At 64.0% G+C, this 26182-nt stretch carries 22 protein-coding genes; 12 read left to right on the top strand and 10 right to left on the bottom strand.

Annotated elements, in window-relative coordinates:
* The first annotated feature begins 5 nt into the window (after positions 1 to 5).
* From OU426_RS15230 to OU426_RS15215, 4 genes are read left to right on the top strand one after another with little or no spacing between them, the layout of a single operon-like run.
* Positions 6 to 1529, top strand: a complete 1524-nt coding sequence (locus OU426_RS15230) for a tripartite tricarboxylate transporter permease (RefSeq protein WP_267634906.1) — start codon at positions 6 to 8, stop codon at positions 1527 to 1529.
* 7 nt (positions 1530 to 1536) lie between these two features.
* Complete coding sequence (locus tag OU426_RS15225) at positions 1537 to 2895, top strand: acyclic terpene utilization AtuA family protein (RefSeq protein WP_267634905.1); 1359 nt, start codon at positions 1537 to 1539, stop codon at positions 2893 to 2895.
* Positions 2892 to 3188, top strand: coding sequence for a DUF4387 family protein (locus OU426_RS15220; protein ID WP_267634903.1), 297 nt, complete (start codon positions 2892 to 2894; stop codon positions 3186 to 3188). The genes OU426_RS15225 and OU426_RS15220 overlap by 4 nt, the downstream gene beginning before the upstream one ends.
* Positions 3185 to 4210, top strand: coding sequence for an AbrB family transcriptional regulator (locus OU426_RS15215; protein WP_267634902.1), 1026 nt, complete (start codon positions 3185 to 3187; stop codon positions 4208 to 4210). Before OU426_RS15220 ends, OU426_RS15215 begins: the two co-directional genes overlap by 4 nt.
* 13 nt (positions 4211 to 4223) lie before the next feature.
* Here OU426_RS15215 and OU426_RS15210 read toward each other — a convergent pair whose 3' ends face one another.
* The 8 genes from OU426_RS15210 to OU426_RS15175 form a co-directional block, all read right to left on the bottom strand.
* Positions 4224 to 6008, bottom strand: coding sequence for an ABC transporter ATP-binding protein (locus OU426_RS15210; RefSeq protein WP_267634900.1), 1785 nt, complete (start codon positions 6006 to 6008; stop codon positions 4224 to 4226).
* Entirely contained in the window at positions 6005 to 6964 is a 960-nt protein-coding gene (locus OU426_RS15205) for an acetamidase/formamidase family protein (protein WP_267634899.1), read from the bottom strand. Before OU426_RS15205 ends, OU426_RS15210 begins: the two co-directional genes overlap by 4 nt.
* Before the next feature lies 1 nt (position 6965).
* A complete protein-coding gene (locus OU426_RS15200; RefSeq protein WP_267634898.1) occupies positions 6966 to 8579 on the bottom strand; it encodes an ABC transporter substrate-binding protein in 1614 nt (537 codons plus the stop codon).
* A gap of 17 nt (positions 8580 to 8596) precedes the next feature.
* Complete coding sequence (locus OU426_RS15195) at positions 8597 to 9517, bottom strand: ABC transporter permease (RefSeq protein WP_267634897.1); 921 nt, start codon at positions 9515 to 9517, stop codon at positions 8597 to 8599.
* 1 nt (position 9518) lies between these two features.
* Positions 9519 to 10403 carry an ABC transporter permease gene (locus OU426_RS15190; protein WP_267634896.1) on the bottom strand — a complete coding sequence of 295 codons (885 nt, stop codon included), beginning with the start codon at positions 10401 to 10403 and terminating at the stop codon, positions 9519 to 9521.
* A complete protein-coding gene (locus OU426_RS15185; protein WP_267634895.1) occupies positions 10396 to 11004 on the bottom strand; it encodes an ANTAR domain-containing response regulator in 609 nt (202 codons plus the stop codon). Before OU426_RS15185 ends, OU426_RS15190 begins: the two co-directional genes overlap by 8 nt.
* Positions 11001 to 12086, bottom strand: coding sequence for a transporter substrate-binding protein (locus tag OU426_RS15180; protein WP_267634894.1), 1086 nt, complete (start codon positions 12084 to 12086; stop codon positions 11001 to 11003). The genes OU426_RS15185 and OU426_RS15180 overlap by 4 nt, the downstream gene beginning before the upstream one ends.
* A gap of 193 nt (positions 12087 to 12279) precedes the next feature.
* Positions 12280 to 12858, bottom strand: a complete 579-nt coding sequence (locus tag OU426_RS15175) for an alpha-ketoglutarate-dependent dioxygenase AlkB family protein (RefSeq protein WP_267634950.1) — start codon at positions 12856 to 12858, stop codon at positions 12280 to 12282.
* Between the two features lie 223 nt (positions 12859 to 13081).
* Here OU426_RS15175 and dnaK point away from each other — a divergent pair, with 223 nt between their 5' ends.
* The 4 genes from dnaK to OU426_RS15155 all read left to right on the top strand — a co-directional run bounded on the left by dnaK (position 13082) and on the right by OU426_RS15155 (position 18061).
* Positions 13082 to 15001 carry a molecular chaperone DnaK gene (gene dnaK, locus OU426_RS15170; RefSeq protein ID WP_267634893.1) on the top strand — a complete coding sequence of 640 codons (1920 nt, stop codon included), beginning with the start codon at positions 13082 to 13084 and terminating at the stop codon, positions 14999 to 15001.
* Between the two features lie 73 nt (positions 15002 to 15074).
* Entirely contained in the window at positions 15075 to 16217 is a 1143-nt protein-coding gene (gene dnaJ, locus OU426_RS15165) for a molecular chaperone DnaJ (RefSeq protein ID WP_267634892.1), read from the top strand.
* Positions 16214 to 17254 carry a tRNA epoxyqueuosine(34) reductase QueG gene (queG, locus tag OU426_RS15160; protein ID WP_267634891.1) on the top strand — a complete coding sequence of 347 codons (1041 nt, stop codon included), beginning with the start codon at positions 16214 to 16216 and terminating at the stop codon, positions 17252 to 17254. Before dnaJ ends, queG begins: the two co-directional genes overlap by 4 nt.
* Positions 17255 to 17344: 90 nt before the next feature.
* Positions 17345 to 18061 (top strand): sterol desaturase family protein, encoded by a 717-nt coding sequence (locus OU426_RS15155; protein ID WP_267634889.1) that lies wholly within the window; start codon positions 17345 to 17347, stop codon positions 18059 to 18061.
* 83 nt (positions 18062 to 18144) lie between these two features.
* Here the strand turns inward: OU426_RS15155 and OU426_RS15150 are convergent, their stop codons facing one another.
* The gene (locus OU426_RS15150; protein ID WP_267634888.1) at positions 18145 to 18429 is read right to left on the bottom strand and encodes a YjiS-like domain-containing protein; all 285 of its coding nucleotides are present in this window, start codon (positions 18427 to 18429) and stop codon (positions 18145 to 18147) included.
* A gap of 123 nt (positions 18430 to 18552) precedes the next feature.
* Here OU426_RS15150 and OU426_RS15145 point away from each other — a divergent pair, with 123 nt between their 5' ends.
* Complete coding sequence (locus OU426_RS15145) at positions 18553 to 19263, top strand: winged helix-turn-helix transcriptional regulator (RefSeq protein WP_267634887.1); 711 nt, start codon at positions 18553 to 18555, stop codon at positions 19261 to 19263.
* A gap of 333 nt (positions 19264 to 19596) precedes the next feature.
* Complete coding sequence (gene pnp, locus OU426_RS15140) at positions 19597 to 21747, top strand: polyribonucleotide nucleotidyltransferase (protein ID WP_267634885.1); 2151 nt, start codon at positions 19597 to 19599, stop codon at positions 21745 to 21747.
* 90 nt (positions 21748 to 21837) lie between these two features.
* Here pnp and OU426_RS15135 read toward each other — a convergent pair whose 3' ends face one another.
* The gene (locus OU426_RS15135; protein WP_267634883.1) at positions 21838 to 23223 is read right to left on the bottom strand and encodes a phosphomannomutase; all 1386 of its coding nucleotides are present in this window, start codon (positions 23221 to 23223) and stop codon (positions 21838 to 21840) included.
* 220 nt (positions 23224 to 23443) lie between these two features.
* On the opposite strand from OU426_RS15135, the gene OU426_RS15130 reads away from it, so the two are divergent.
* Positions 23444 to 24697 (top strand): arylsulfotransferase family protein, encoded by a 1254-nt coding sequence (locus OU426_RS15130; RefSeq protein ID WP_267634882.1) that lies wholly within the window; start codon positions 23444 to 23446, stop codon positions 24695 to 24697.
* A 42-nt stretch (positions 24698 to 24739) separates the two neighbouring features.
* Complete coding sequence (locus tag OU426_RS15125) at positions 24740 to 26149, top strand: mannose-1-phosphate guanylyltransferase/mannose-6-phosphate isomerase (RefSeq protein ID WP_267634881.1); 1410 nt, start codon at positions 24740 to 24742, stop codon at positions 26147 to 26149.
* Positions 26150 to 26182 lie beyond the last annotated feature (33 nt).

Raw genomic sequence — 26182 nt, 5'->3', positions numbered from 1 at the left:
CCCGCATGGACATTCTATCAAATCTCGCGCTTGGCTTTTCCATCGCGCTGACGCCCTGGACGTTGATGCTTGCAGTGATCGGCGCCTTCGTCGGCACGATCATCGGCGCGCTTCCGGGCCTTGGCCCGTCGAACGGCGTGGCGCTTCTCATCCCGATTTCCTTTTCGATGGGGCTCGATGCGATCTCGGCACTCGTCCTGCTGACTTCGGTCTATTACGGCGCGATGTATGGCGGACGCATCTCGTCGATCCTGCTGAACATCCCTGGGGACGAACCGGCGGTGATGACGACACTCGACGGCTATCCGATGGCCAAGCAGGGCTTCGCCTCGGACGCTTTGGTGATTTCGGGCGTCGCCTCCTTTGTCGGTGCGTTCCTTGCAACCATCGCGCTCATGCTGATGGCGCCGCTTCTGGCCCAGGTCGCCTTCAAATTCGGCCCGGCGGAGTATTTCGCACTTTACATGCTCGCCTTCTGCACGCTGGGCGGCATCGGCGCGAACAATCAGGCCAAATCGGCGATGGCCGCCGCCATCGGCCTGGGCATCGCGATGATCGGGCTCGACAAGACGACCGGCATGACCCGTTTCACCTTCGGCAACCTGCATCTGAACGACGGGATCGACTTCCTCGTCGCCATCGTCGGCCTGTTCGCGGTGGCAGAGGTTTTCCATTTCATCGAGAGCCACGGCAAGGACAGCGCTATCGGTGTTAAGCTGGGCAAGATCACCGTGAACTGGGCGAAGATGTGGTCGACCCGCTGGGCCATGCTGCGCGGCACCGTCATCGGCTTCGCCGCCGGTGTTCTGCCCGGCGCGGGCGCCTCGCTCGGCTCCTTCCTTGCCTATATGGGCGAAAAGGCCATCGCGCGTGACCCCGAGAGTTTCGGCAAGGGTAATCCGCGCGGTGTGGCGGCACCCGAGGCCGGGAACAACGCGGCGGCAGGCGGCGCGCTGGTGCCGATGCTGACGCTCGGCGTACCGGGGTCTGGCACGACGGCAGTGCTGCTGGCTCTCCTCCTCACGCTCAATATAACCCCTGGCCCACTTCTCTTCACCGACCGGCCCGAGGTGGTCTGGGGGCTGATCGCGGCGCTTCTGATCGCCAACATCGTGCTTCTGGTGATGAACGTGCCGATGGTGAAGATCTTCGTCCATATCCTGTCGGTGCCGAGTGCGATCCTTCTGCCCGGCGTCACGATGATCGCCTTCGTGGGCATCTATTCGCTGACCGGGTCAAGCTTCGACATGCTGATGATGATCGGGTTCGGCGTGATGGGTTATGTCTTCCGCAAGCTCGACATTCCGACGGTGCCGGTGATCCTTGGCATCCTTCTTGGCAATGCGATGGAGGATAATCTGCGCCGTGCCATGGTCCTGTCGGACGGAGACTGGACCTACCTCTTCTCGTCACCGATCGCGGTCGGACTGTGGCTTGCGGCGGCGCTTGGCTTCGTGGCACCGATGTTCCTGCGCGGCGTCCTGAAGCGGCCACCGGTGCCTGCGACCGACAGCTACGACAGCGACTGAGGAAAAGATGGCAACCCGCGTTCTGGTGCCCTCGGGGGTTCTCGGCCTTGGCTTCGACCGGGTGGCGCTGGCGCGCGGCGTGGCGGCCCGGCCCGACATCATCGCCATCGACGGGGGCTCGACCGACAGCGGACCCTATTCCCTCGGCGCGGGTGTATCAAAATATTCCCGCGCCGCCACCAAAGCCGAATGGCGGCATCTGATGCAGGCGCGGGCCGAGGCAGGCGTTCCCTTGGTGATCGGCACGGCGGGCACTTGCGGCACCGATGCGACGGTCGACTGGATGTACGCGATCACCATAGAACTGGCAGCGGAACTGGGTCAGACGGTCCGTGTGGCGCGGCTCTATTCCAGCCAGCCCAATGACCGCATCACCAAGGCGCTGACGGCGGGTCAGCTACGCCCGCTCGACCCCGCGCCGCCGGTCGATGCGGCGGCGATTGCGGACATGACCAATATCGTTGCCCTTGCGGGCGCCGAACAGATTCAGGCGGCCCTCGCCACCGGCGCCGATATCGTCATCGCGGGCCGCACGACCGACACGGCGACCATCGCCGCCCTGCCGCTTGCGCGCGGCGATCATCCGGGTGCGGCCTGGCACGGCGCCAAAATCGCCGAATGCGGCGCGCTCTGTTCGACGAACCCGACCTCTGGCGTGATTCTGGTCGATTTCGACGAGACAGGTTTCACGGTCGAGGCGATGGCAGAAAACGCGCTTTGCACGCCGCATTCGGTCTCGGCGCATATGCTTTATGAAAACTCCGACCCGTTCCGACTTTATGAGCCCGGTGGGCATCTTGACGTGACCGGCGCGCGGTACCGCGCGCTCGACGCGCGGCGGGTCCGGGTAGAAGGGTCGGAATGGGTGCCGGGGGCCTATACGGTCAAGCTCGAAGGGGCACGGATCGCGGGCTACCAGACGACGATCCTCGCCATCCTGCGTGCGCCCCGTTATGTCGCCGCAGCGCGCGAATGGACCGAGAAGCTCGGGATATTCCTTCAGGGCGAAATTGCAGGCCGCATGGGTCTGTCGCCCGCCGACTATGCGCTCGACTTCCGGCTGATCGGCGCTGACGGCGCGCTCGGGCCGCTCGAGAACCGTTCCGGCCGACCGGTGGAAATCGGCGTTCTGGGGATCGTCACGGCCGCAACGCAGGATACGGCGGCCGAGATCGGCAAACTCATCAACCCGTTCGTCCTGCACTATCCACTGACCGAGGACGAGGAATTGCCGACCTTCGCCTTCCCCTATTCACCAGCGACAACCGACCGTGGCGCCTTTTATGAGTTCGCGCTGAACCACGTGATGATGCTTGATGATCCGATGGCGGCCTTCCGTATCCTCGTGGCGGAGGTCGGCGCATGAGGCTTGGTGACCTGGTCCTGAAGGTCCGCTCCAAGAACGCCGGTCCCTTTTGGCTGACGGTGGACATCTTCTGTGGCGACGCTGAGCGCTTCGCGCGGGTCATCGCCGCGCTTGACACGGGCGAGGTCGCAAGGCTGTTCGCCACCCCGCGTCAGATGCTGAAACGGTTCGACATCGCCGATCTGGCGGTGGTGAAGATCTCGCTGCCGCGCCCGGTCGTTCAGGGTAGCCGCGAGGACCGCGACATGCACGGCGCGCAATGGGCGCATCTTCTGGAAGAGATCGAGGTGTGAGCTATTTCGACCGCGGCCGGCTGACCACTTTTGCCGTCGCTGCGGCGGGGGCTGTGCTCTTTCTGGCGCTGCATCTGCCGCTTCCCCTCTTGCTTGGTCCGCTGGCTGCCTGCCTGATCGCAGCGCTGTCAGGCGTCCGCATGCGCGATGCGGGCATCCTCGGCACCTTCATGCGCACCTTCCTCGGCGTCGCGGTCGGATCGTCGATCCAGCCAGCCACACTGGGCCACATCCCCGATTTCGCCCTTTCGCTCCTCTTCGTTCCCGTATTTGTTCTGGCCATCGGCGGGCTCGGCTATCCGCTCTTCCGTCGGGTCCTCGGCTTCGACCACGCCACGGCCTTCTACGCGGCTATGCCCGGCGGGCTGCAGGACATGCTGATCTTCGGAGAAGAGGCGGGCGGCAACCCGCGCGCCCTGTCGCTGATCCACGCCACCCGCGTTCTCTTCATCGTGACGCTCGCACCCCTCATCATGACCCATGTCTGGTCGGTCGATCTGACCCGACCGCCGGGCCTGCCCGCAGCAGACGTGCCGCCCTTGCAGATCGCCCTGATGGTCGCGGCGGGCTTCCTCGGCTGGAAGATTGCCGAACGCGCGAGTCTTTTCGGCGCCTCGATTCTCGGCCCGCTGATCCTGACCGCAATCCTGTCGGTCGCGGGCCTCATCACCATGCGGCCACCTGCCGAGATCATCTGGGCAGCGCAATTCTTCATCGCCATCGCCGTCGGGTCGAAATATTCCGGCATAACGCTGGCCGAGCTTAAACGGATCGTCGGGGCGGGCCTTCTGCACGCGCTGCTGCTCGGCTGCCTGTCGCTCGCGCTGATCGAGGGGATACATCGCGCAGGCATCGCACCGGCGCGCGAGGCGTTCCTCGCCTTCCTGCCCGGCGGACAGGCGGAAATGGTGGTGATCGCCATCGTGGCGGGCGCCGATCTGGCCTATGTCGTCAGCCACCATCTGTTGCGGATCATCCTGGTTATCCTGCTCGCCCCGCTCGCCGAACGCTGGCTGCGCTGACCGGCGCGCGGCCTCAGTGCGCCGCGACCAGATGGCCGCCACCCACATCCGTCAGCCGGACCCTTTCCGGCCCCGCGCCGACCGAGTGAACCGGCGTCGGAATCTCTCCGGTCAACCGGACGCCCGGCGGGCGGCGGTGCTCTGGGTCCGGCACTGGCACCGCCTCGATCAGGCGGCATGTATAGGGGTGCTGCGGATTGCCGAAAATTTGTGCACGGCTGCCCATCTCGACGATCTGGCCGAGATACATCACCGCGACGCGGTCCGAGATATTCTCGACCACCGCCATGTCATGGCTGATGAACAGGTAAGACAGCCCCAGCTCCTCCTGCAAGTCGCGCAAAAGGGTCAGCACGCGCGCCTGTACGCTGACATCGAGCGCCGAGACGCTTTCGTCGGCGATGATCAGGCGGGGGTTCAGCGCCAGCGCCCGCGCGATGCAGATGCGCTGGCGCTGGCCGCCGGAAAATTCGTGCGGATAGCGGGCGGCATGGTCCTTTTCGAGACCGACGCGCGCCAGCAACTCCGCGGCGCGGTCGCGACGGTCGGCCGCGCTGCCGATCCCGTGGATCAAGAGCGGCTCGGCGATCAAGTCGCCCACCCGCATGCGCGGGTCGAGTGCCGCCATCGGATCCTGAAACACCATCTGCACATCGCGGCAGAGCGCGCGGCGCCCGGCGGGGTCGAGCTGGCGCAGTTCCTTGCCGGCGACGTTGATGGCGCCTTCATGCGGAACAAGCCCGACGATAGCCCGCGCGATGGTGGACTTTCCGCAACCGGATTCGCCAACAAGCGCCAATGTCTCGCCGCGCCTTATCTCCAGCCCGACATGTTCCACGGCATGGACATTGCGGGTGACACGGCCAAATAGCCCGCCCCTCAGCGGGAAGCGCACCACGACGTCGCTGAGCGCGGCAACAGTTTCAACGACAGGCATCTCGCCCCGTACCGCACCGGCGCCCATGCGCGGCACTGCCGCCAGAAGCGCGCGGGTGTAGGGGGCGCCGGGCGTGCGGAACAGGTCGCGCGTCGGCGCAGTCTCGACCATCGCGCCATCCTTCATCACGATCACCCGGTCGGCCATTTCCGCCACCACGCCCATATCGTGGGTGATGAGGATGATTGCGGTGCCGGTCTCTCGCTGCAGGTCGCGGAGTAGGTCCAGCACCTCGCGCTGGACCGTCACGTCAAGCGCTGTTGTCGGCTCATCGGCGATCAGCACCTCGGGGCGCAGCGCCAGCGCCATCGCAATCATCACCCGTTGCCGCATGCCACCTGACAGTTCATGCGGATACTGGCCCATCCGCCGTACGGGTTCCGACAGACGCACCGCGCCAAGCGCCTCGACCGCCCGCCTGCGCGCATCGGCACGGCCAACGGGTTCATGGGTGCGGATCGCCTCGATCAGCTGCGCGCCCACCGTCATCACCGGATTGAGGCTCGTCATCGGTTCCTGAAAGATCATCGCGATCCGGTCGCCACGCACCGCCCGCATCGCGGCTTCGGGCAGCGCCGTCAGGTCGGTAGAGCCAAGGCGGATGTGGCCCGCCGTGACCCTGACCGCAGGCGGCGGCAGAAGCCCCATGATCGCAAGCGAGGTGATCGACTTTCCCGATCCGCTTTCCCCGGCGATGGCCAGCACCTCGCCACGGGCGAGCGTGAAGGACAGATCGCGGACAAGCGGCCGCAAGCCGCCCTCGGTGCGGACCGAGACGGTCAGCCCCTCCACCGTTAGCACGGGGGCGGCAGTGCCCGGGGCCTTGTCGGCCCCGGACAGCGGTCGGGCGTCTACCGTCATTCGAAGACGGCGCGCGGGAAGTAGAAGCTGACGACCCAGTTCGGCATGTCGACGATTTCGGATATGCGTAGATCGCCGCAGACCGAACAGAGCATGTAGGCATCGACGGCCGAAATCCCGCGTTGTGCGGCGAGAAGGTCGATCATATTCGCAACCGCATCCCGCGCCGCCGTCATAAGGTCTGGCCCGATGCCGGTCGTCGCCTCGTATCCCTTGGCGTCGAGATGGCGCGTCACCGGCCCCGGCGTTGTGAAGCGCGGGGTCTTGAGGTTCGCACCCTTCACCAGATCGAGGGTCAGCACCACATCCATCGGGCTTTCGATGGCCGTGCCGCAGACCTCACCGTCGCCCTGCGCAGCATGGGTGTCGCCCACGCTGAACAAAGCGCCCTCCACCTCGACCGGCAGGTAAAGCGTGGTGCCCGCCGCCAGATCGCGGATGTCGAGATTGCCGCCCACGCGCCGGGGCGGCACGACGGAATGCAGGCCCTTCTCGGCAGGCGCGTTGCCTATCGTCCCCGCAAAGGGTTTCAGCGGCACGCGCGCCTCCCTGCCCCAAAGCGCCGGGGCAAGGCTCGTCGGATCATAGGTCCAGATGTTCAGCGCCGGGTCGGTGAACTGATCGGCCAAAAGGCCGAAGCCCGGGATATTCGCCGTCCAGCCAAAGCCCTTGCCGTCGAACTGGCGGGGGCTGAAGCCCTCGATCGTCACTTTCAGTGCATCGCCGGGTTTCGCGCCTTCTACGAAGATCGGCCCCGAGACCGGATTGATCTTGCCGAAATCGAGGTCGATCACGCTTTGCAGTGTAGACGACGGGCCAAGCTGGCCCGCCGATGAATCCTGACAGTGGAACTGAATCGTTGATCCGGGATCAGTGCGCAGCGCCGGGGGCAGGGAATTGTCCCAGCCGAAATGGTGCTGCGCACCGTGGATCGTATAATTGCAGTCTTTACACATCTTACTGTTTCACCCAGACATAGTCGTAGTTGACCGGGATCGAGACCGGATCGACGTAAAGCGCATCCTCGCCGCCCATCCGTTCGGACTTCATCGTATAGCGTTCCTCGTTGAAGACCGGCGCCCAGGGCGCCTGCTCCATCACGCCCATGTAAGTGTCGGACCAGAGATTCAGCCGGTCGGCGGACTTGGCAGGATCGGACAGGCTGTCGGCGTCGACCGCCATCTTGTCGAGCCCCTCATCGCAGAACTTCGACCAGTTCCAGCCGCCCTCGCCTGCGCCCGCGCAGCCGAGGATAGGACCGTAGAAGTTCGACGGATCGGGGAAGTCGGCGATCCAGGCCATGCCACCCGACCAGATCATCGGCGCTGTGCCTGCGCCGCCTGCCTCGATCACATTGGCCTGGGCGAGCGACTTGATTTCCGCGCGGATGCCAATCGCCGCCAGATCCTGCTGGATCGCCTGGGCGATGCGCGGGTTCGGGTCGGTGTTCATCACGTAAAGTTCGGTATCGACGCCGTCGGCAAGGCCCGCGTCAGCCATCAGTTGTTTCGCGCCCTCGACGTCGAACGGATAACCTGCGTAGCCCTCGGTGTAGCCCGGCATCGACGGCGGCAGGGGCTGGGTCGCGGGCACAGCACGGCCGTTGATGATCTGGACGATCCGGTCCTTGTTGATCGCCATGTTGACGGCCTTCCTGACCTCGACCTTGTCAAAGGGCGGGGTATTGACGTTCATCGTGACATAGCCGGTGTGAAGCTGCCCGCCCTGCACGACACGCGCGGCCTGCGCCGGGTCGGCCATCACCTCCTGGAACTTCGCGGGCGGGATGCCGTCGCCGGGCACGTCGACCTCGCCATTCTGAAGGCGCAGCAGCGCCACGACCGGCTCCTGCCCGACCTCGAAAACGACGGAATCCAGATAGGGCACGCCAGCCCGCCAGTAATCGGCGTTCTTCTCGAAGACGAGCCTCTGGCCAAGCGTCCATTCCGCCAGCTTGAAGGCGCCGGTGCCGACCGGCTTCTTGCCGAAATCGGCCCCTGCCTCATCGACCGCTTCCTTCGGCACGATGCTGGCAAAGTTCAGCGCCATGACATGCAGGAAGGTCGCATCGGGCCGGGAAAGCGTGATCTTTACCGTCGCCGCATCGACGACCTCCACGCCCGACAGGCCACCCGACCCGGCAGCCTCGAACCCGGCGATGGAACCGAAGAACCCGGCGCCCGGCGACTGGGTGGCGGGATCGGTGACGCGGTCGAGCGAATATTTCACATCGTCCGCCGTCATCTCGCGCCCGTTGTGGAATTTCACGCCCGTGCGCAGATGGAACGTATAGGTCAGGCCGTCTTCGGCAATCTCGTAGCTTTCAGCGAGGCCCGGGCGCAGCGTCGTGGTGCCTGGCACATAGTCCATCAGCCCGTCGAACAGCGACTTGATCATCGACCAGTTCTGCCAGTCATAGCCGATGGCGGGGTCGAGCGTGGCGACGTCGTCCTTGTACGTGATGGTGATCGACCCGCCAGCTTGGGCGTTGGGATCGGGCGTATAGTCCTGCGCCATGGCAGGGATGGCCAGGGCGATGAGGACGGCGGTGGTGGCAAGCAGTCTTTTCATTCTCTCTCTCCTGTTGGCTATTTCAGTCTTATTCTCGGGTCGATCATGGGCGCGATCAGGTCGGCCAGAAGATTTCCAAGGACGATGGCGCAGGCCGAGATCAGCGTGACGCCCATGATGATCGGAATGTCGACGCGCTGGATCGCCTGCCAGGCAAGCTGGCCGATGCCGGGCCAGCCGAAGACCGATTCCACCACGACGATGCCGCCCATGAAGATGCCGATGTCGATGCCGATCATGGCTATGACCGGCAGGATGGCGTTCGGCAGCGCATGGCGCAGGATCACCCGGCTGCGCCCCAGCCCCTTGGCGCGGGCGGTGCGGATATAGTCGGCGCGCAGGACATCGATCATCGAGGATCGCATCATCCGGCTGTACCAGCCCGATCCGAGGATACCGAGAGTGAGCGCGGGCAGGACGAGATGGGCCGCTGTGCCATAGCCGCCGATCGGGAACCAGCCGAGCCTGACGGCGAAGATGTAGAGCATCAAGAGGCTGACCACGAATTGCGGGGCAGACACGGTGACGAACGAGGTCATCATCAGAAGCTGATCGGCCATGCGCCCGCGCAGGACCGCTGCCGCGATCCCCATGCCGAGACCCAGAACCAGCTCGGCGAAGATTCCCGCCGCCATCAGCTGCAGAGAGGCAGGCAGGCGCGACAGGATCAGCTCGGTCACCTCGGACTTCTGCAGATAGCTGCGGCCGAGATCGCCTTGCGCAAGGCCCGCCAGATAGCGGCCGTACTGGACGATGAAGGGCTGGTCGAGGCCAAGCTGGCGGCGGATATTCTCGACCGTTTCCGCCGTCGCCGACCGCCCCGCGATCTGGCGCACCGGATCGGCGGGCAGAACATAGAGAAGGACGAACGTCACGAAACTGATGCCCAGAAGGATCAGGATTGACTGTAGGAATCGACTCAGAAGATAGCGACCCACTCTAATCGAGCCCCCTTTGCGTCGGATCCATAACGTCGCGCAGCACATCACCCACGAGGTTGAAGGCCAACGCCAAGAGGATAATTGCTGTGCCGGGGATAAAAACGAGCCAGGGCGCGGCCTGAAAATAGGTCTGGTTTTCGAAGATGATATTGCCCCAGCTTGGCGTCGGCGGCTGCACGCCGACACCGAGAAAGGACAGCGTTGCCTCCAGAAGTACCGTCGTCGATATCCCGAGTGTTGTATGCACAATGATTGTCGGCAGCAGATGCGGCAGAAGATGACGAAAGAGGATGCGGCCAGATCCTGCACCCAAGGTGCGCTCAGCCGCAATGAAATCGCGCTCGGCTAGTGAACTGGTCTGTGTGTAGATAACCCGAGCCGTCTGCACCCAGTTCACCAGCGCGATCACCAGCGCGACGATCCAGAGCGAGGGCTTGAAGATCGCTGCAAGGCAGATAGCGAGCAAGAGCGCGGGAAAGGCCATCATCAGGTCGGTGAAGCGCATCAGGACTGCGCCAATCCAGCCGCGGAAGAACCCGGCGGTCAGGCCGACAATAGTGCCGATGATCAGCGCGAGCCCATTCGCGACGATACCGATGATCAGCGAGGTCTGGGCGCCATACAGCATCCGGCTGAAAAGGTCGCGGCCGAGCAGATCGGTGCCCATCCAGAATTGCGCATTCGGCGACAGCGGCGCGCCTTCTATCGTAAGCCCGTCGAAATGCTGCTCTTCAGGCGCATAGGGGGCAATCCACGGCGCAAAGAGAGCACCTGCCACGACAAGAAGGATCAGCGAGAGACCGAACAGCGCCAGTCGCCGCTCTATCAGCCGACGGAACGCGCCCTCCGGGGCAGGAATGGCCGAGGCGGTCGCGTCAGCCATCGCCTTCCTCCCGCGTCAAGGGCATTGGCCCGCGAGAACCCGCGACGATCCTTTCCGCCGCCTCTTCGAACGTAACGCGCCAAGACATCGCCATCTGGCGCAACTGGGCATAGGCGGCCTCCTCGCTTTTTCCGCGCGCGGCCAGCAGCGTCACCGCCCTGACCACCGTCTGACGCCGGTCGAGGCGTTGACGCAGTTCGTCGATCTCCGCCGACAGGGCATGCTGGGCATCAAAGGCGTCGCGTGCGATCAGAAGCGCGGAATAGGCGCCGTGATCGCCGACGGGCTTCAACAGCTGGGCATGCGCGCCCGCCCTCAGCGACCATTCGATCCGCCCCGGCGCCTCGGACCCGATGAGCGCGATCATCGGCATCGGCGGTGCGCCTGGTGGCCAGGGGAACATGCCGTCATGGCCCATGTCGGCATCGAAGAAGACGAAATCCGCACCCAGCGCTTCCGGTCCCAGCTCGGGCCAGAACTGCGTTACCTCAAGCCCGATCGCCGCAAGCTGCCGTGTCAGCGCCTGCACGGTGGCATGAGGCCGGTGCAGGATCGCCGCCCGCGCGCCGCCAAGGTTCTGGATGCGGATCGGGCGCCTCATTTCACCAGCCTCAGCGTCGCGGCGGCGGGCGTGTCGACGGTGCGGGTCAGATAGGGATCGCCCGGCAGATCGGCACGGCGCTGGATTACCCGGAACCGGCCGCCTTCGACACGGGCGATCAGCGCGGGCAGGATGGTGTGATGGGTACCTGGATCGACGATACCGCCCTGATCCGAAGCCAGAAGTTCGGCAAGGCTCAGGTTTTCCGCCCCCGGCCGCCCGGCCAGAAGCCGCGCGAGTTCCCGCACCGCTGTGAACGCCGCCGCCTCGTGCGAGGAGCCGAAGCTGCCGCCGCCGGGCCAACCTTCTTCGCCACGAAAATAGGGGCCCGCCGACACCAGCCCTTCCGCCGCTGGCCCGAGCGCGGGCAGTTCGCATTCGGTCAGGTTGCAGGACAGGATCGGGCAGGTATCGGGCCGGAAATGGCCGTCTTCCTCACCCAATGCCCGATAGGCCGTCAGGAATTCGTAGGACGACGGGCCGATCAGCGAATTCAGCACGAAGTCGGGCCGGGCGAATCGAATCTCTTCGATCATCCGGCCGACATCGCGCGACCCGATCGGCAGATAGCGCTCGCCCATCACTTCGCCGCCCGCCAGCACGATCCGTTCGCGCGCGAGACGGTTCATCTCCCATCCCCAGATATAGTTCGAGCCGGTCAGATAGGCGCGGCGGCCATGGGCGGGCATGACCCAGTCGAGAAGCGGCAGCAGATGCTGGTTAGGGCAGGCATGGGTATAGACCACATGGTCGGAGGCCTCGAACCCTTCGTAAGGCACCGCGTACCAAAGCGTGCCGCCATGCTTTTCCAGCGTGGGAATGACCTCCTTCCGGCTCCAGGAGGTGACGCAGCCAACCACATGGCGCGCGCCCGTGTCACGCAGGATCTCGGCGCACATCGGCCCGTAGAGGTCGAAATTCCCACCGGGATCGCGCTCGACGGGAACGAAGCTGAGGTCGATCTCGGGATCGGCATTGATGCGGGCAATTGCCGACAGGACACCAGTCCGGCAGGCCTCTGAGATCAGCGAGTAGCTACCCGAGCGCGAGAACAGAAGCCCCAGTTCGATTCGCCGCTTCATCGCCCCCAAAATCCCCCCATACCGGCAATGAAAAAAGCCCCGCCGCAGCCTTTGTGGAACTGCAGTCGGGGCCTGTTTGCCGCTTGGCATATTGCCGATTTCAGAAAGGATTATAGGGGCACGGCCCGTCTAATCAACCCTTCTCTCAAGGGGGCATCGCCGTCGTGGTCCGCTCTACCACCGCCGGATTTCTTCAGGTCACGACGCGCAAGGTCAGATTGATCCGCCCCGGCCGTTCGAGGAGTGTCGAGGTACCTGCCGCGATCCGGTCGATACCGTGATGGAGAAGGCGCGAGGCGCCTTCCATCACCAGCACGTCGCCCGATCGCAGCCAGACACTTTCGCTCGGCCCGCCGCGGTCGATATTGCCGACGCGGAACAGGCCATCGTCGCCGAGGCTGATTGACAGGACCGGTTCGGTGAAATCCGCCTCGTCGCGATCCTGATGCAGGCCCATGCGCGCCTCTGGACCATACCAGTTGATCAGGCAGCATTCGGGGTCGCGCGCCGAGCCTGCGAGCGCCCGCCAGACCTCAAGCGCCCGGTCCGGGATCGGCGGCCAGGCGCTGCCCGAGGGATGCCGGTCGATATAGCGATAGCCCTTTCGATCGGAATACCAGCCGAACCGCCCGGCGGACGTCATGCGCACGCTCATCGGCTTGCCCCAGCCGGTCAGCGGCGCAAAGAGCGGCGCGGCGGCGATCACGCTGCGCAGGCCGGAAACCAGAGCGCGCTGGTCCTCCGGCGAAATCCAGCCCGCGTGAAGGCGCATGCCGCGGATCACCGCCGACGGTGTCGGGAAAGTGGAAGAATGACCCGGCTTTTCCACGATTTCTTTCCGCTTTTCCGCTTCTCTCGCCGCTTGCAGGGGCAATTCCCCCTCCCTATATACGCCCAGAAGCCGGTCGGGGGGCACCCCGGTCACAATTTGGGATCGGAGGCGGGGGCCTTATGGGACCCGGCTCCTTATCATCGCCGAAGGAAGAGGAATTACTATGGCCAAAGTCATCGGGATCGACCTCGGGACCACCAACTCCTGCGTCGCGATCATGGACGGGTCGAAACCCCGCGTGATCGAGAACTCGGAAGGCGCCCGCACCACGCCCTCGATCGTGGGCTATACCGACAGCGAACGCCTTGTGGGCCAGGCCGCCAAGCGTCAGGCCGTCACCAACCCGTCGAACACCATCTTCGCAGTGAAGCGCCTGATCGGCCGCCGCGTCACCGACGCGGAAGTGGAAAAGGACAAGAAACTCGTCCCCTATTCGATCGTCGACGGCGGCAATGGCGACGCCTGGGTCGAAGTACGCGGCGAGAAGTTCAGCCCCGCCCAGATCTCTGCCGTCATCCTGCAGAAGATGAAGGAAACAGCCGAAAGCTACCTCGGCGAGACGGTCACGCAGGCGGTTATCACGGTTCCCGCCTATTTCAACGACGCCCAGCGTCAGGCGACCAAGGACGCGGGCAAGATCGCAGGCCTTGAGGTTCTGCGCATCATCAACGAACCGACGGCAGCGGCGCTGGCTTATGGCCTCGACAAGAAAGAGACCAAAACCATCGCGGTCTATGACCTTGGCGGCGGTACGTTCGACATCACGATCCTTGAGATCGATGATGGCCTCTTCGAGGTGAAATCGACGAACGGGGACACGTTCCTCGGCGGCGAGGACTTCGACATGCGCATCGTCAACTATCTGGCCGACGAGTTCAAAAAGGAACATGGCGTCGACCTGACCAAGGACAAGATGGCGCTGCAGCGGCTGAAGGAAGCGGCTGAAAAGGCCAAGATCGAACTGTCCTCGAGCCAGCAGACCGAAATCAACCAGCCGTTCATCTCTATGGACATGAAGTCGGGCACACCGCTTCACATGGTGATGAAGCTGACGCGTTCGAAGCTGGAAAGCCTCGTGGGCGACCTGATCAAGAAGTCGCTGAAACCCTGCGACGCCGCGCTGAAGGATGCGGGCGTGTCGAAGGGCGACATTGACGAGGTGGTTCTGGTCGGCGGCATGACCCGCATGCCGAAGGTGATCGAGGAAGTGACGAACTTCTTCGGCAAGGAGCCGCACAAGGGCGTGAACCCCGATGAGGTCGTGGCGCTTGGCGCGGCGATCCAGGCCGGTGTGCTTCAGGGCGACGTGAAAGATGTTGTCCTTCTCGACGTGACGCCTCTCTCGCTCGGGATCGAGACTTTGGGCGGGGTCTTCACCCGTCTGATCGACCGCAACACCACGATCCCGACGAAGAAGTCCCAGATCTTCTCGACCGCCGAGGACAACCAGAATGCCGTGACGCTGCGCGTCTTCCAGGGCGAGCGTGAAATGGCGGCCGACAACAAGCTGCTCGGCCAGTTCAACCTTGAGGAAATCCCGCCCGCCCCGCGCGGTCTGCCGCAGATCGAGGTCACGTTCGACATCGATGCGAACGGCATCGTCTCGGTCAAGGCTAAGGACAAGGGGACGGGTCGCGAGCAGGCGATCACCATCCAGGCCTCGGGCGGTCTGTCGGACGACGAGATCGAGAAGATGGTGAAGGACGCCGAGGCCAATGCCGAGGCCGACAAGAGCCGCAAGGAACTGGTCGAGGCCAAGAACCAGGCCGAGGGCCTGATCCACTCGACCAAGAAGTCGCTCGAAGAGCATGGCGACAAGGTCGACGGTTCGACCGTCGAGGCGATCGAACTGGCGATGGGCGCGCTTGAAGAAGCGCTCAAGTCCGAGGAAGCCGGCAAGATCAAGGGCGGCATCCAGAACCTGATGGACGCGTCGATGAAGCTTGGCGAAGCGATCTACAAGGCGAGCCAGGCCGAGGGCGCCGCCAAGGCCGGTGATGAGGAAGAAGGTCCGCGCGGCGTGGATGACGATATCGTCGATGCCGATTTCGAGGACCTTGGCGAAGACAAGCGGCGCCGCTAAGGCCGCCTGAACCCGGGGGCCGGTCCGGTTTTGACCGGGCCGGCCCTGCGCGTTTCCCGAAAGTGGGTGCAGAATGGCAAAACGCGACTATTACGAGGTTCTGGGCGTCCAGCGCGGGGCATCGGCCGACGAGATAAAAAAGGCCTACCGGTCGAAGGCAAAGGAACTTCATCCCGACCGCAACAAGGACGATCCCAAGTCGGAAGCCGCGTTCAAGGAAGTGAACGAGGCCTACGAATGCCTGAAGGACGACCAGAAGAAAGCGGCCTATGACCGGTTCGGCCATGCGGCCTTCGAGGGCGGCATGGGCGGGGGCCCGCGCGGCGGCGGTCAAGGCGATTTCGCCAGCGCTTTCTCTGACGTGTTCGAGGATCTTTTCGGCGATTTCATGGGTGGCGGTCGCGGCGGTGGCGGGGGACGGCAACGCGCGACGCGCGGGTCGGACCTGCGCTACAACCTGCGCGTCACGCTCGAAGAAGCCTATAAGGGCGTGCAGAAGGCGATCACCGTACCTACGGCCGTCAATTGCGGCGCCTGCAGCGGCACCGGCGCGGAAAGCGGCTCGGAACCCCAGACCTGTCCGACCTGTTCGGGCATGGGCAAGGTGCGTGCTCAGCAGGGCTTCTTCACCGTCGAACGCACCTGCCCGACCTGCAACGGCGCGGGCCAGATCGTGAAGAACCCCTGCAAGGCCTGCCGTGGCGCGGGCCGGATCGAGAAGGAACGCCAACTGTCGGTCAACATCCCGGCAGGCGTGGAAACCGGTACCCGCATCCGCCTTGGCGGCGAGGGCGAGGCGGGCCTGCGTGGCGGACCGGCGGGTGATCTCTATATCTTCATCGAGGTGAAGGAACATGCGCTTTTCCAGCGCGACGGCGTGAACCTTTACTGCCGCATCCCGGTCTCGATGCCGACCGCAGCGCTTGGCGGCGAGGTCGAGGTGCCGACGATCGACGGTGGGCGCAGTCTGGTCAAGGTGCCGGCGGGCGCACAGAACGGCAAACAGCTGAGGCTCCGCGCCAAGGGCATGCCCGCGCTGCGCGGGGGCGGCGTCGGTGACATGTTGATCGAGTTCGCCGTCGAAACGCCGGTGAACCTGACGGCGCGGCAAAAGGAAATCCTGCGCGAGTTCGACGCGATCGAGGCCAACAACAACCCCGAAGGTTCCTCCTTCTTCTCGAAGGTCAAGAACTTCTGGGACGGGATGACACGGTGAGCCGCCACTCGGCCGACCTGAAATCCCTGATCATCGACCAAGCAAAAGCCGAGGGTTTTGCCGCCCTCGGCTTTTGTCGTCCCGACGCCATCCCCGAGGCCGCCGGACGCCTTGCGACTTTCGTGGCTGAGGGCCGCCACGGCCAGATGGGCTGGATGGCCGAACGGATAAACTGGCGCGGCAACCCGGCCGCGCTCTGGCCCGAGGCGCGCACGGTGATCATGCTGGCCGAAGCCTATACGCCGCCGTACGATCCGCTGGAGGTTCTGGGCCGGAGGGATCGGGCGGCGATTTCCGTCTATGCGCAGGGCAAGGATTACCACGATATCGTCAAAAAGCGCCTCAAGCGCCTTGGCCGCTGGCTGATCGGTGCGGGCGGCGGCGAGATCAAGGTGTTCGTCGATACCGCGCCGGTGATGGAAAAGCCGCTCGGGGCAGCGGCGGGGCTTGGCTGGCAGGGCAAGCACACGAACCTTCTGTCGCGCGAACTTGGCAGCTGGTTCTTCCTTGGCGCGATCTTCACGACCCTGGAAATTCAGCCCGATACGGCCGAGGTCAGCCATTGCGGCTCCTGCACCGCCTGTCTCGACATCTGCCCGACCAAGGCCTTTCCCGCCCCCTACCAGATCGACGCGCGCCGCTGCATTTCCTACCTGACGATCGAGCATAAGGGGCCGGTCGAGGAAGAGCTGCGCCCGCTTCTCGGCAACCGGATCTATGGCTGTGACGATTGCCTTGCCGCCTGCCCCTGGAACAAGTTCGCGCAAGCGGCGTCCGAGACGGGCTATGCGAGCCGCTTCGCGGAGGCGCCGCGATTGGCCGAGCTCGCTGCGCTCGACGATGCCGCCTTCCGCGCGCTTTTCTCCGGCAGCCCGATCAAGCGGATCGGCCGCGACCGGCTCCTCCGCAACGTGCTTTATGCCATCGGAAATTCCGGCGATGCGTCACTTGCGCCCCATGCCGCCGCCCATCTGGATGCGCGCGACGAGGCGGTTGCCGATGCGGCCCGCTGGGCTGTGGCGCGGCTGACGGCCTGAGGGTCCGCGTGACGTGGCGTCCCTGTTGACGTGCACGGCAGGCCGGTCGCACATCTGAACTCACCCGTTCAGCTTTGCCGGAGCCAGCCGATGATCCCCACCCTGCGCGTCCTTCTGCATATGGGCAGCCTGCAGCGTCTCTTTCCCTTCTGGCTCGCGGCTGTTGCACTAGCCGTATGGGCCTGGACGCCCTTGCTGGTCATCGCGGTCCTCTACGGCGTCGTCCTGCAATTCTTCGTCGAATATGTGATGCACCGCTTCCTGCTGCATCGCAAACCCCCGACCGAACAGGGCATCTTCAACCATCTCTACCGCAGCCACATCGGCCACCACGAATTCCCTGCGGACCCCGAGCTCTTCACCGGCGACGACCATTGGTATCCGGTCCGCTTCGGCCTGATCTCGGTGGCGGTGCACACGGTTCTCCTCTGGCCGTTCCTCGGCCTGCAAACCGCCTTCCTGTTTGCCTTCGTCGGCCTCTTCCTCGGCTCGGTCTCGGCCTTCGCCTTCTATGAATATTGCCACACGCTCGCCCATCTGAACGTGCCGAAGGGCTGGATCGGCCAGAAGATCACCCGCGACCATCTGGCCCACCACTATCAGGACCACCACGCGACCTACCACGTGAGCCTCGGCATGGGCTGGATCGATCGCCTGTTCGGCACCCCCCACGATGCCGAGGCCGCCAAGGCCCGCTTCGACCGCAAGACGATCCTGTCGATCGGCATGGACCCCGAGGACCTGCGGCTGGTGACGGCCCGCAAGGCCTACGGCCTGCCGCCGAAGCCGGGGATGAAGCGTGCCTGAGCCCCTAGACCGGGTTGCCCTGACGGCAAGCGGTTGATCAGCAACCGGCAGAACCTGGTCATGCCGAAACGAGTCGCCGGAACTTACCAGTTGGGCTTGTCGGGTATGGCCGACGCCAGAAATTCCCCTGCGTCTTTGGCCAGCGGCAACGACAGGGCATGCTCGATGTCAGCGGAGCTAAGTCCGATATCACGCAGCTCGGCATCGCTCATGCGCTTGCAGATACGGCGGATTCGATGCCTGCGGATCATTTCCTGGCAGAGACCAGGAACCATCGCCATAAATTCTGGCCGCAAAATGAAGCTGGACTTTGTCGTTTGATTGTCAGCGCGGTACAGCATGATGTCGCCTTTGACTTGGAGGTTCATGGCGTCCATCCTGCGGTGCGGTCGCACCAGCGGCCAGTTCTGGAATGGAACAGTGGCACTACGGTTTTCGTACTAGCAGCAGTGTACCTGCACCCCGTAAGCTGGGGCAAAGGGGAGAGTGCCATGCCCGCGAAACCCTATGGAACGATCTGCGCCCTGTCCAAGGCCTGTGAACTAATCGAACCACGCTGGACCCTGTTGATCCTGAACCAGATGTGGTCGGGCTATTCCCGCTTTTCAGACCTGCGGCGCGCCGTTGGCAACATTTCGCCCGGCGTCCTGTCCAAACGTCTGGCCGAGTTGGAACGCATTGGCCTGATCGAGCGGATCGAGGATCGCGCGAAGGGCACGGTGGATTATGTGCGCACGCAGATGGCCATAGACCTTGAACCCGCAATGGATGCCCTGAGCATTTGGGCGCAGCGAAATATAGACGCCGAGGTCGCGCTGGCAACGAACGACGTGGCCCACATGATGTGGGAGTATGGCAAACTGATCAGAACAGACAGCTTTCCACAACGGCGCGTTGTAGTGCGTTTCAATTTCTCTGACGAACCCGGACCTTACAAGACCTACTTTCTGCTGGCCGAACCCGGCGCGCCCTGCAGCGTCTGTGTGTCCATGCCCGATCTGGATATCGACCTTTACGTGGAACTGAGCAAGGTATCGCTGAACGCAATCTTTTATGGCCGCTCGACTGTCGCGCGCGAGATCGAGGCCGGACGAATGTATGTCTCGGGGGACAAGCTCTTGCAGCGCACGATGCAGCAATGGTTGCCCCGTTCCAGCTACGCAGGGGTTGAAGGTATCCGCATGCTTTCTGCTGCTGAGTAGCCGACCACCGCCTCGAGCCGAGGCTCGACTATGGGGCGTACAGTCAGGCGATGGGTCTGGTTGTTGTCCTCGCTCTCCGGCCTTTAGGTGACAACCCTTGGTCGGTCAGGAGGCGAGAAGTTCAGCGTCACCATGGCAGGCTTAGTGCGACATTGGCTTTGTGGATCGCCTTCCCGCTTCCCAACCCCCCCGTTTTCCTGTATGGCCCCCGTCCATCTGTGACGTGAGGCCCGCCCCCGGCCGCATGCAAAGGATAGGGGGCGGCGGCAATGGGGCCGCCATGCAAAACGGAGGACCGGCAGGGGCCGGGATGCCTCCTTGAGGAAACGATAGATGTTCAATGTGACGAAGAAATCAATCCAGTGGGGCGAAGAAACGCTGACACTGGAAACGGGGAAGGTTGCGCGCCAGGCCGATGGGTCGGTCATCGCGACGCTCGGCGAAACCCAGGTGATGGCCAACGTGACCTTCGCCAAATCCCCCAAGCCCGGCCAGGACTTTTTCCCCCTGACCGTGCATTACCAGGAAAAATACTATGCCGCGGGCAAGATCCCCGGCGGCTTCTTCAAGCGCGAAGCGCGTCCTTCCGAGAAGGAAACGCTGGTCTCCCGCCTGATCGACCGGCCCTGCCGCCCGCTCTTTGTCGAAGGCTTCAAGCATGAAGTCCTGGTGATGGCGACGGTGCTGTCCTGTGACCTCGTGAACGACCCCGACGTCGTCGCGATGATCGCGGCTTCGGCTGCGCTGACCATCTCGGGCGTTCCGTTCATGGGCCCGATCGGCGCGGCGCGCGTCGGCTTCTCGAACGGCGAATATGTTCTGAACCCGGCCATGGACGACATGAACCAGCTTCGGAACAACCCCGACCAGCGTCTGGACCTCGTCATCGCGGGCACCAAGGACGCGGTGATGATGGTGGAATCGGAAGCCTATGAGCTGACCGAGGCCGAAATGCTGGGCGCGGTGAAATTCGGCCATGCCCAGATGCAGCCGGTCATCGACCTGATCGTCGATTTCGCCGAAGATTGCGCGAAAGAGCCCTTCGACTTCACGCCGCCCGACATCTCGGCCATCTACGGCAAGGTGAAAGCCGCGGGTGAAGCGCAGATGCGTGCCGCCTTCGCGATCCGCGACAAGCAGGACCGCACCAACGCCATCTCGGCGGCGGTCGAGGCGATCAAGGCATCGCTGGGCGAGGAAGACCTGGCCGACGCCAACCTCGGCTCGGCGATCAAGAAGCTGGAATCGTCGATCCTGCGCGGCGATGTCGTGACGAACGGCACCCGTATCGACGGCCGCGACACCAAGACCGTCCGCCCGATCGTCTGCGAAACCGGCATCCTGCCGCGCACGCACGGCTCGGCGCTCTTCACCCGGGGGGAAACCCAGGGTCTCGTCGTGACGACGCTTGGCACCGGCGAGGATGAACAGATCATCGACGCGCTGAACGGCAACTGGCGTTCGAACTTCCTTCTGCACTACAACTTCCCGCCCTATTCGGTCGGCGAAGTGGGCCGCGTGGGTTCGCCAGGCCGCCGCGAGATCGGCCACGGCAAGCTCGCCTGGCGCGCGCTGCAGGCGGTTCTGCCGGCTGCGACCGACTTCCCCTACACGATCCGTGTCGTGTCCGAGATCACCGAATCGAACGGTTCCTCCTCGATGGCGTCGGTCTGCGGCGGCTCTCTGTCGATGATGGACGCGGGCGTGCCGCTGAAGGCGCCTGTCGCCGGCGTGGCCATGGGCCTCATCCTTGAAGATGACGGCCGCTGGGCGGTCCTGACCGACATCCTGGGCGACGAGGATCACCTCGGCGACATGGACTTCAAGGTCGCGGGCACCACGAACGGCATCACGTCGCTGCAGATGGACATCAAGGTCGCGGGCATCACGCCCGAGATCATGGAGCAGGCGCTCGCGCAGGCCAAAGACGGCCGTCTCCATATCCTCGGCGAGATGAACAAGGCGCTGTCGGCCCCGCAGGGCTTCAGCGAATATGCCCCGAAGATCGAAACCATGTCGATCCCGACCGACAAGATCCGCGAAGTGATCGGCTCGGGCGGCAAGGTCATCCGCGAGATCGTCGAGACGTCGGGTGCCAAGGTCGACATCAACGACGACGGCGTGATCAAGATCGCGTCCAGTGACGCGAATGCGATCAAGCGCGCCTATGACATGATCTATTCGATCGTGGCCGAGCCGGAAGAGGGCAAGATCTACACCGGCAAGGTGGTCAAGCTCGTCGACTTCGGCGCCTTCGTGAACTTCTTCGGCAAGCGCGACGGTCTGGTCCATGTGTCCCAGATTTCCGGCAAGCGCCTGAACCACCCGAACGAGCTTCTGAAGGAAGGCCAGGAAGTGAAGGTCAAGCTCCTGGGCTTCGACGATCGCGGCAAGGTCCGGCTCGGCATGAAGATGGTCGACCAGGAAACCGGCGCTGAAATCGTGCCCGAGAAGAAGGAAAAGGAAGAGGCAGCCGAGGGCTGATCTTCTCTTCACCAACCAAGAGGCCCCGGTCATCACACCGGGGCCTTTTTTATACAACCGCCCGCGAGAACCAGCGGAGGGCTGTATTGATCAGCCAGTAGAAAGCGCCTGGCGTGCCCGCGCGAGAACCTCCCTCATCGCGGCCTCAGCGGCTTCATGACTGCCAGCCTCGGCATAGACCCTCAGTTCCGGTGCGTTGCCCGAAGGGCGCAGATGCAGGATCAGTCCGCCCGTGAAGCTCACACGAAGCCCGTCGGTCAGATCGACCGCCGCTTCCTCGCCAAATCCCTCGAAAAAGCCCATGCGCGTGGCCTCGTCACGGCTGAGGTGAGCGACGAGCGCCTGCGACCGGTCCGTCGGCGCGTCCTCCAGCCGATCAGCGGCGGTATAGCATTGCGGCAGGCGGGCGAGGAGCCCGGCGACCCCGTTGCCCTCGGTCCGGGCCATCGCAAGGACCGACAGGATCGGCAGGAATGCATCGCGGGTCAGAAGCGGGGGCAAGCGTCTTCCCTCGCGTTCGGCGGTGAAGCCCAGAAGGAAGCCGCCGTTCGCCTCGAACCCCACCGGGCGGCTGCCGTCGCCCTGGACCTCTTCGATTCCCGCTACGACATAGGGCGAACCGATCCGGGTGCGAAGCGTGCGGCGAAAGGCGCCGCACCGCTCGATCAGCGTATTGGAGGAGACCGGCGTGACTACCACATCGGCGCCAAGCGCCATCGCGGTCAGGGCGCCAAGCACATCGCCAGGCACCACCCGGCCCGAAGCATCGGTGAGAAGCGGGCGATCTGCGTCGCCGTCCGCCGAGACGATGGCATCGACGCCGTGCTCGCGCACCCAAGCACCAAGGGCGGCGCGCATCTCTGGGCTGACCGCCTCGGTATCGACCGGAATGAAATTGTCGGACCGGCCGAAGCGCACAACTTCGGCACCGAGTACCGAGAGGACCGACGCAAGGCCATCGCGCGCGACCGTCGAATGTTCGTAGACCCCGACCCTCAGACCTAACAGCGCACCAGGCCCAAAGAAATCGACATACCGCGCCTCGTAGGCCGCTGCCGCATCGAATGCTTCGGCCTCAACGAGGGCGACCGCACCGCTCGCCGCCCCGGATCGCGCGCTGATCGCTTCCTCGTCCGCCTTGGTGATCTCGCCTTCCGGGCGATAGAACTTCAACCCGTTGCGGTCGGCCGGGATATGACTGCCCGTCACCATGACCGCAGGCGCACCCGCCGCCATCGCCACAAGCGCCAGTGCAGGCGTCGGCAGCGCACCGCAGTCGATCACCCGCCGCCCGTCCGCCGCCCCCGCAACCGCGGCCGCAATCCGCACCGAGGACGGCCTCAGGTCCCGCCCGACATAAAGCAGATCGCCCGGCGGCATGACATCAAGGAAGGCCCGCACATAGCGCGCGCACAGGTCGTCTGTCAGGTCGCAGACAAGGCCTCTCAGCCCGCTTGTCCCAAATTTCGGCGCCATGCTCCGCTCTCCGTTCTCGCCGCACCGTAGAGGGCAACCGCAAGGCTGAAAAGCCACAGATGACCGATGCACGGCCTGGAATCCGACTGCCATCAGCGAATTAACCCCATCGGATCAACAATCTGCGCAATCACAACGCCATGTCATTGAGCAATTGCCTGCGCGCGTCTAATCTTCCGCCAGACCGTCGCTTCGCCCGATGCCAACAGATCGAGGATGCATGACCGCGCGCCGCATATTCTTCTCCGCCCTCTTCTTTCTTGCAGTCCTGTTCAGCTTTGCGGCTGGCATGTGGACGACCTACAAGGACTGGAAACCCTGGCAGCTGACGACCGACGTCCAAAAGCTCTGGCGATCCTGGCGCGCGACCGGCCAGTTTCTTCGCGATGGCACCTACCAGCCCAGGGCTGACTATTCCGCCGACATGGTCTACGTCGCCAAGCGCCCAGAGAGGGCGGCGAAGGGTTATTGGGTCATCAACCGTTTCGATCCGGTCACACAGACTTTCGTCACTGATCTGATCGATCAGGAGGGGATCACCGTTCATTCCCGGCCGATCGACTATTCATTGCTGGTCCCAGACGGCAACCCGACCGAATTTGCGCATATCACCACGATGCTTCCGGACGGCTCGCTCATGGTCAATTTTGGCAATGGCCGGTCGATGGCGCGCCTTGATGCGTGCGGGAAACCTATCTGGAACAAGAACGATCAGGTCTATCACCACTCGATCGAAAAGGCGGATGACGGCTACTGGACCTGGGCCGAACCTCTGTGGTCGGGCGGTCAGAATCAGGAGATGGTGCGGTTCGACCCCGAAACCGGCGAAACCATGGAGACGATGCATCTGATCGACGACGTGATCCTCGAATCGTCGCAGAACGCGCTCGCGCTCACCATCCCGGAAGGATTCAAATTCACGCGCGATGCCAGGGAGGGAGAGACAAAGGATATCCTTCATCCCAATGATGTCGAGGCACTGAGTGCGGCGATGGCGCCGGCCTTCCCGCAATTCCGCGCCGGTGACCTGCTTATCAGCTTGCGCAATATCAACCTGGTCGCCGTGATTGATCGGCGCACACATCGGGTGCTCTGGGCCCAGCACGGGCCCTGGCTGGATCAGCACGATCCAGACTTCCAGCCCGACGGCACGATCACTGTCTTTTCCAACAATATCGACCGCAATCGCTCAACCATCATCCAGGTCGATCCAAAGACGGGCGTGGCGCGCGATCTCTTCGAGGGAACCGAAACCAATTTCAATTCCTTCATCATGGGCAAGCATCAGCACCTGCCGAACGGCAACTGGATGATCACCTCGCCGATCGAGGGGCGAGTACTCGAAGTGACTGCGGCGGGCGAGATGGTGCGGGAGTGGAGCAATATTCTCGACGGTCGCTACAATGCGATTGTTTCCTATTCAGAGTTTCTGCCGGATGGCTATCTGGAACGCTTGCCGAATTGTCAGGAATGAGCGATCCCGAAATGGCAAGCTAGGCTTCGAAAGGACGCTGACATGACCCCGGCGATCAGACCCGTGATCCTTTCGGGAGGCACGGGTACGCGCCTCTGGCCCGTCTCGCGAGAGGGGATGGCAAAGCAGCTCCTGCCGCTGGCGGGCGACCGAACCATGTTGCAGGCGACGCTCCAGCGCGTGACCGGTGCCCAAGGGTTTGGACCGGCCATGGTGATCGGCGCCCATCCGGTGCGCTTCATCCTGAAGGACCAAATCGAGGCGGTCGCCCCCGCGACCACACTAGTGCTGGAGCCCGCCCGGCGCGATACGTTCGCCGCGGTCCTTCTTGCGGCGACGCTGGCTGCGTCAGACGATCCCGACGCGATCCTCGCGGTGATGCCGTCGGATCACCTGATCAGCGGCGAAGCCACCTTTTGCGACGCGGTGCGCGCCGCAGCCGCCCGCGCAGCCTCGGGCGGGGTCGTCGTGATCGGCGTCCAGCCCACCGAACCCGCGACCGGTTATGGCTATATCCGACCTGGCGCCGAGACCGCGCCCGGCCTCTTCGCCGTCGAGCGTTTTGTCGAAAAACCCGACGAAGCCGGTGCGGCGAAACTCATTGCCGAAGGCTGCCTGTGGAACGCGGGCCTTTTCGTCTTTCGCGCCGGTTGGCTGATCGACGCCCTGGCGAAACTCTATCCCGGCGATGTCTCGCTGATGGAGGAAGCGGTGCGGCGCACGAGCCGCGATCTCGGCATGCTGATCCCCGGTGCGGCCTTCTCGGACGTCCGCCAGATCTCCTTCGACCATGCATTCATGGAAAAAACCCGCGAGGCTTTCGTCGTGCCTGCGACCTTCAGCTGGTCGGACGTGGGCGACTGGAATGCGCTCTGGAAGACCGCCGCCCGTGACGCCGACGGCAATGCGCTCCGCGGCGATGTGGTTGCGAAAAGCACGAAAAACACGCTTGTCCGCGCCGAAAGCCGCACGGTCTGCACGCTCGGTGTCGAGGATCTGACCATTGTCGAAACCCCTGATGCGGTGCTCGTCGCCCATCGCGACGCGGCGCAGGAGGTGAAGGGCCTGGTCGAGGCGCTGAAAGCCGCGGGCAACCCGGCAGCGAGCGAACATATCCGCACCCACCGGCCCTGGGGCTGGTACCAGACCACCGACCTCGGCGACCGGTTCCGGGTGAAACGCATACAGGTGCGACCCGGCGCGAAACTGTCGCTGCAGCGCCACCACCACCGCAGCGAACATTGGGTCGTGGTGCGCGGCACCGCCGAAGTGACGGTCGACGGCACCGTCCGCGTCCTCCATGAGAACGAAAGCGCCTATATCCCGATCGGTGCCATCCACCGGCTGGCCAACCCCGGCAAGATCCCGGTCGAGATCATCGAGGTCCAGACGGGCGCCTATCTGGAAGAGGACGATATCGAGCGGATCGAGGATGAATTCGGTCGCGCCTGACCCGCGCCCGAATCTGCATCCCTCCCTTCATCT

This window comes from Frigidibacter sp. RF13, from assembly GCF_026626305.1.
Taxonomy (GTDB): Bacteria; Pseudomonadota; Alphaproteobacteria; order Rhodobacterales; family Rhodobacteraceae; genus TMP-24.
This window is presented reverse-complemented; position numbering and strand designations above follow the sequence as displayed.

Coding starts and splice junctions, on each gene's coding strand:
- OU426_RS15185 (WP_267634895.1), bottom strand. CDS start 11,004: ATGAGGCGCCCGATCCGCATCCAGAACCTTGGCGGCGCGCGGGCGGCG.
- OU426_RS15190 (WP_267634896.1), bottom strand. CDS start 10,403: ATGGCTGACGCGACCGCCTCGGCCATTCCTGCCCCGGAGGGCGCGTTC.
- OU426_RS15175 (WP_267634950.1), bottom strand. CDS start 12,858: ATGCGCCTTCACGCGGGCTGGATTTCGCCGGAGGACCAGCGCGCTCTG.
- OU426_RS15145 (WP_267634887.1), top strand. CDS start 18,553: ATGCCCGCGAAACCCTATGGAACGATCTGCGCCCTGTCCAAGGCCTGT.
- OU426_RS15155 (WP_267634889.1), top strand. CDS start 17,345: ATGATCCCCACCCTGCGCGTCCTTCTGCATATGGGCAGCCTGCAGCGT.
- OU426_RS15125 (WP_267634881.1), top strand. CDS start 24,740: ATGACCCCGGCGATCAGACCCGTGATCCTTTCGGGAGGCACGGGTACG.
- OU426_RS15150 (WP_267634888.1), bottom strand. CDS start 18,429: ATGAACCTCCAAGTCAAAGGCGACATCATGCTGTACCGCGCTGACAAT.
- OU426_RS15205 (WP_267634899.1), bottom strand. CDS start 6,964: ATGTGTAAAGACTGCAATTATACGATCCACGGTGCGCAGCACCATTTC.
- OU426_RS15230 (WP_267634906.1), top strand. CDS start 6: ATGGACATTCTATCAAATCTCGCGCTTGGCTTTTCCATCGCGCTGACG.
- OU426_RS15210 (WP_267634900.1), bottom strand. CDS start 6,008: ATGACGGTAGACGCCCGACCGCTGTCCGGGGCCGACAAGGCCCCGGGC.
- dnaJ (WP_267634892.1), top strand. CDS start 15,075: ATGGCAAAACGCGACTATTACGAGGTTCTGGGCGTCCAGCGCGGGGCA.
- OU426_RS15225 (WP_267634905.1), top strand. CDS start 1,537: ATGGCAACCCGCGTTCTGGTGCCCTCGGGGGTTCTCGGCCTTGGCTTC.
- OU426_RS15200 (WP_267634898.1), bottom strand. CDS start 8,579: ATGAAAAGACTGCTTGCCACCACCGCCGTCCTCATCGCCCTGGCCATC.
- dnaK (WP_267634893.1), top strand. CDS start 13,082: ATGGCCAAAGTCATCGGGATCGACCTCGGGACCACCAACTCCTGCGTC.
- OU426_RS15220 (WP_267634903.1), top strand. CDS start 2,892: ATGAGGCTTGGTGACCTGGTCCTGAAGGTCCGCTCCAAGAACGCCGGT.
- OU426_RS15135 (WP_267634883.1), bottom strand. CDS start 23,223: ATGGCGCCGAAATTTGGGACAAGCGGGCTGAGAGGCCTTGTCTGCGAC.
- pnp (WP_267634885.1), top strand. CDS start 19,597: ATGTTCAATGTGACGAAGAAATCAATCCAGTGGGGCGAAGAAACGCTG.
- OU426_RS15130 (WP_267634882.1), top strand. CDS start 23,444: ATGACCGCGCGCCGCATATTCTTCTCCGCCCTCTTCTTTCTTGCAGTC.
- OU426_RS15180 (WP_267634894.1), bottom strand. CDS start 12,086: ATGAAGCGGCGAATCGAACTGGGGCTTCTGTTCTCGCGCTCGGGTAGC.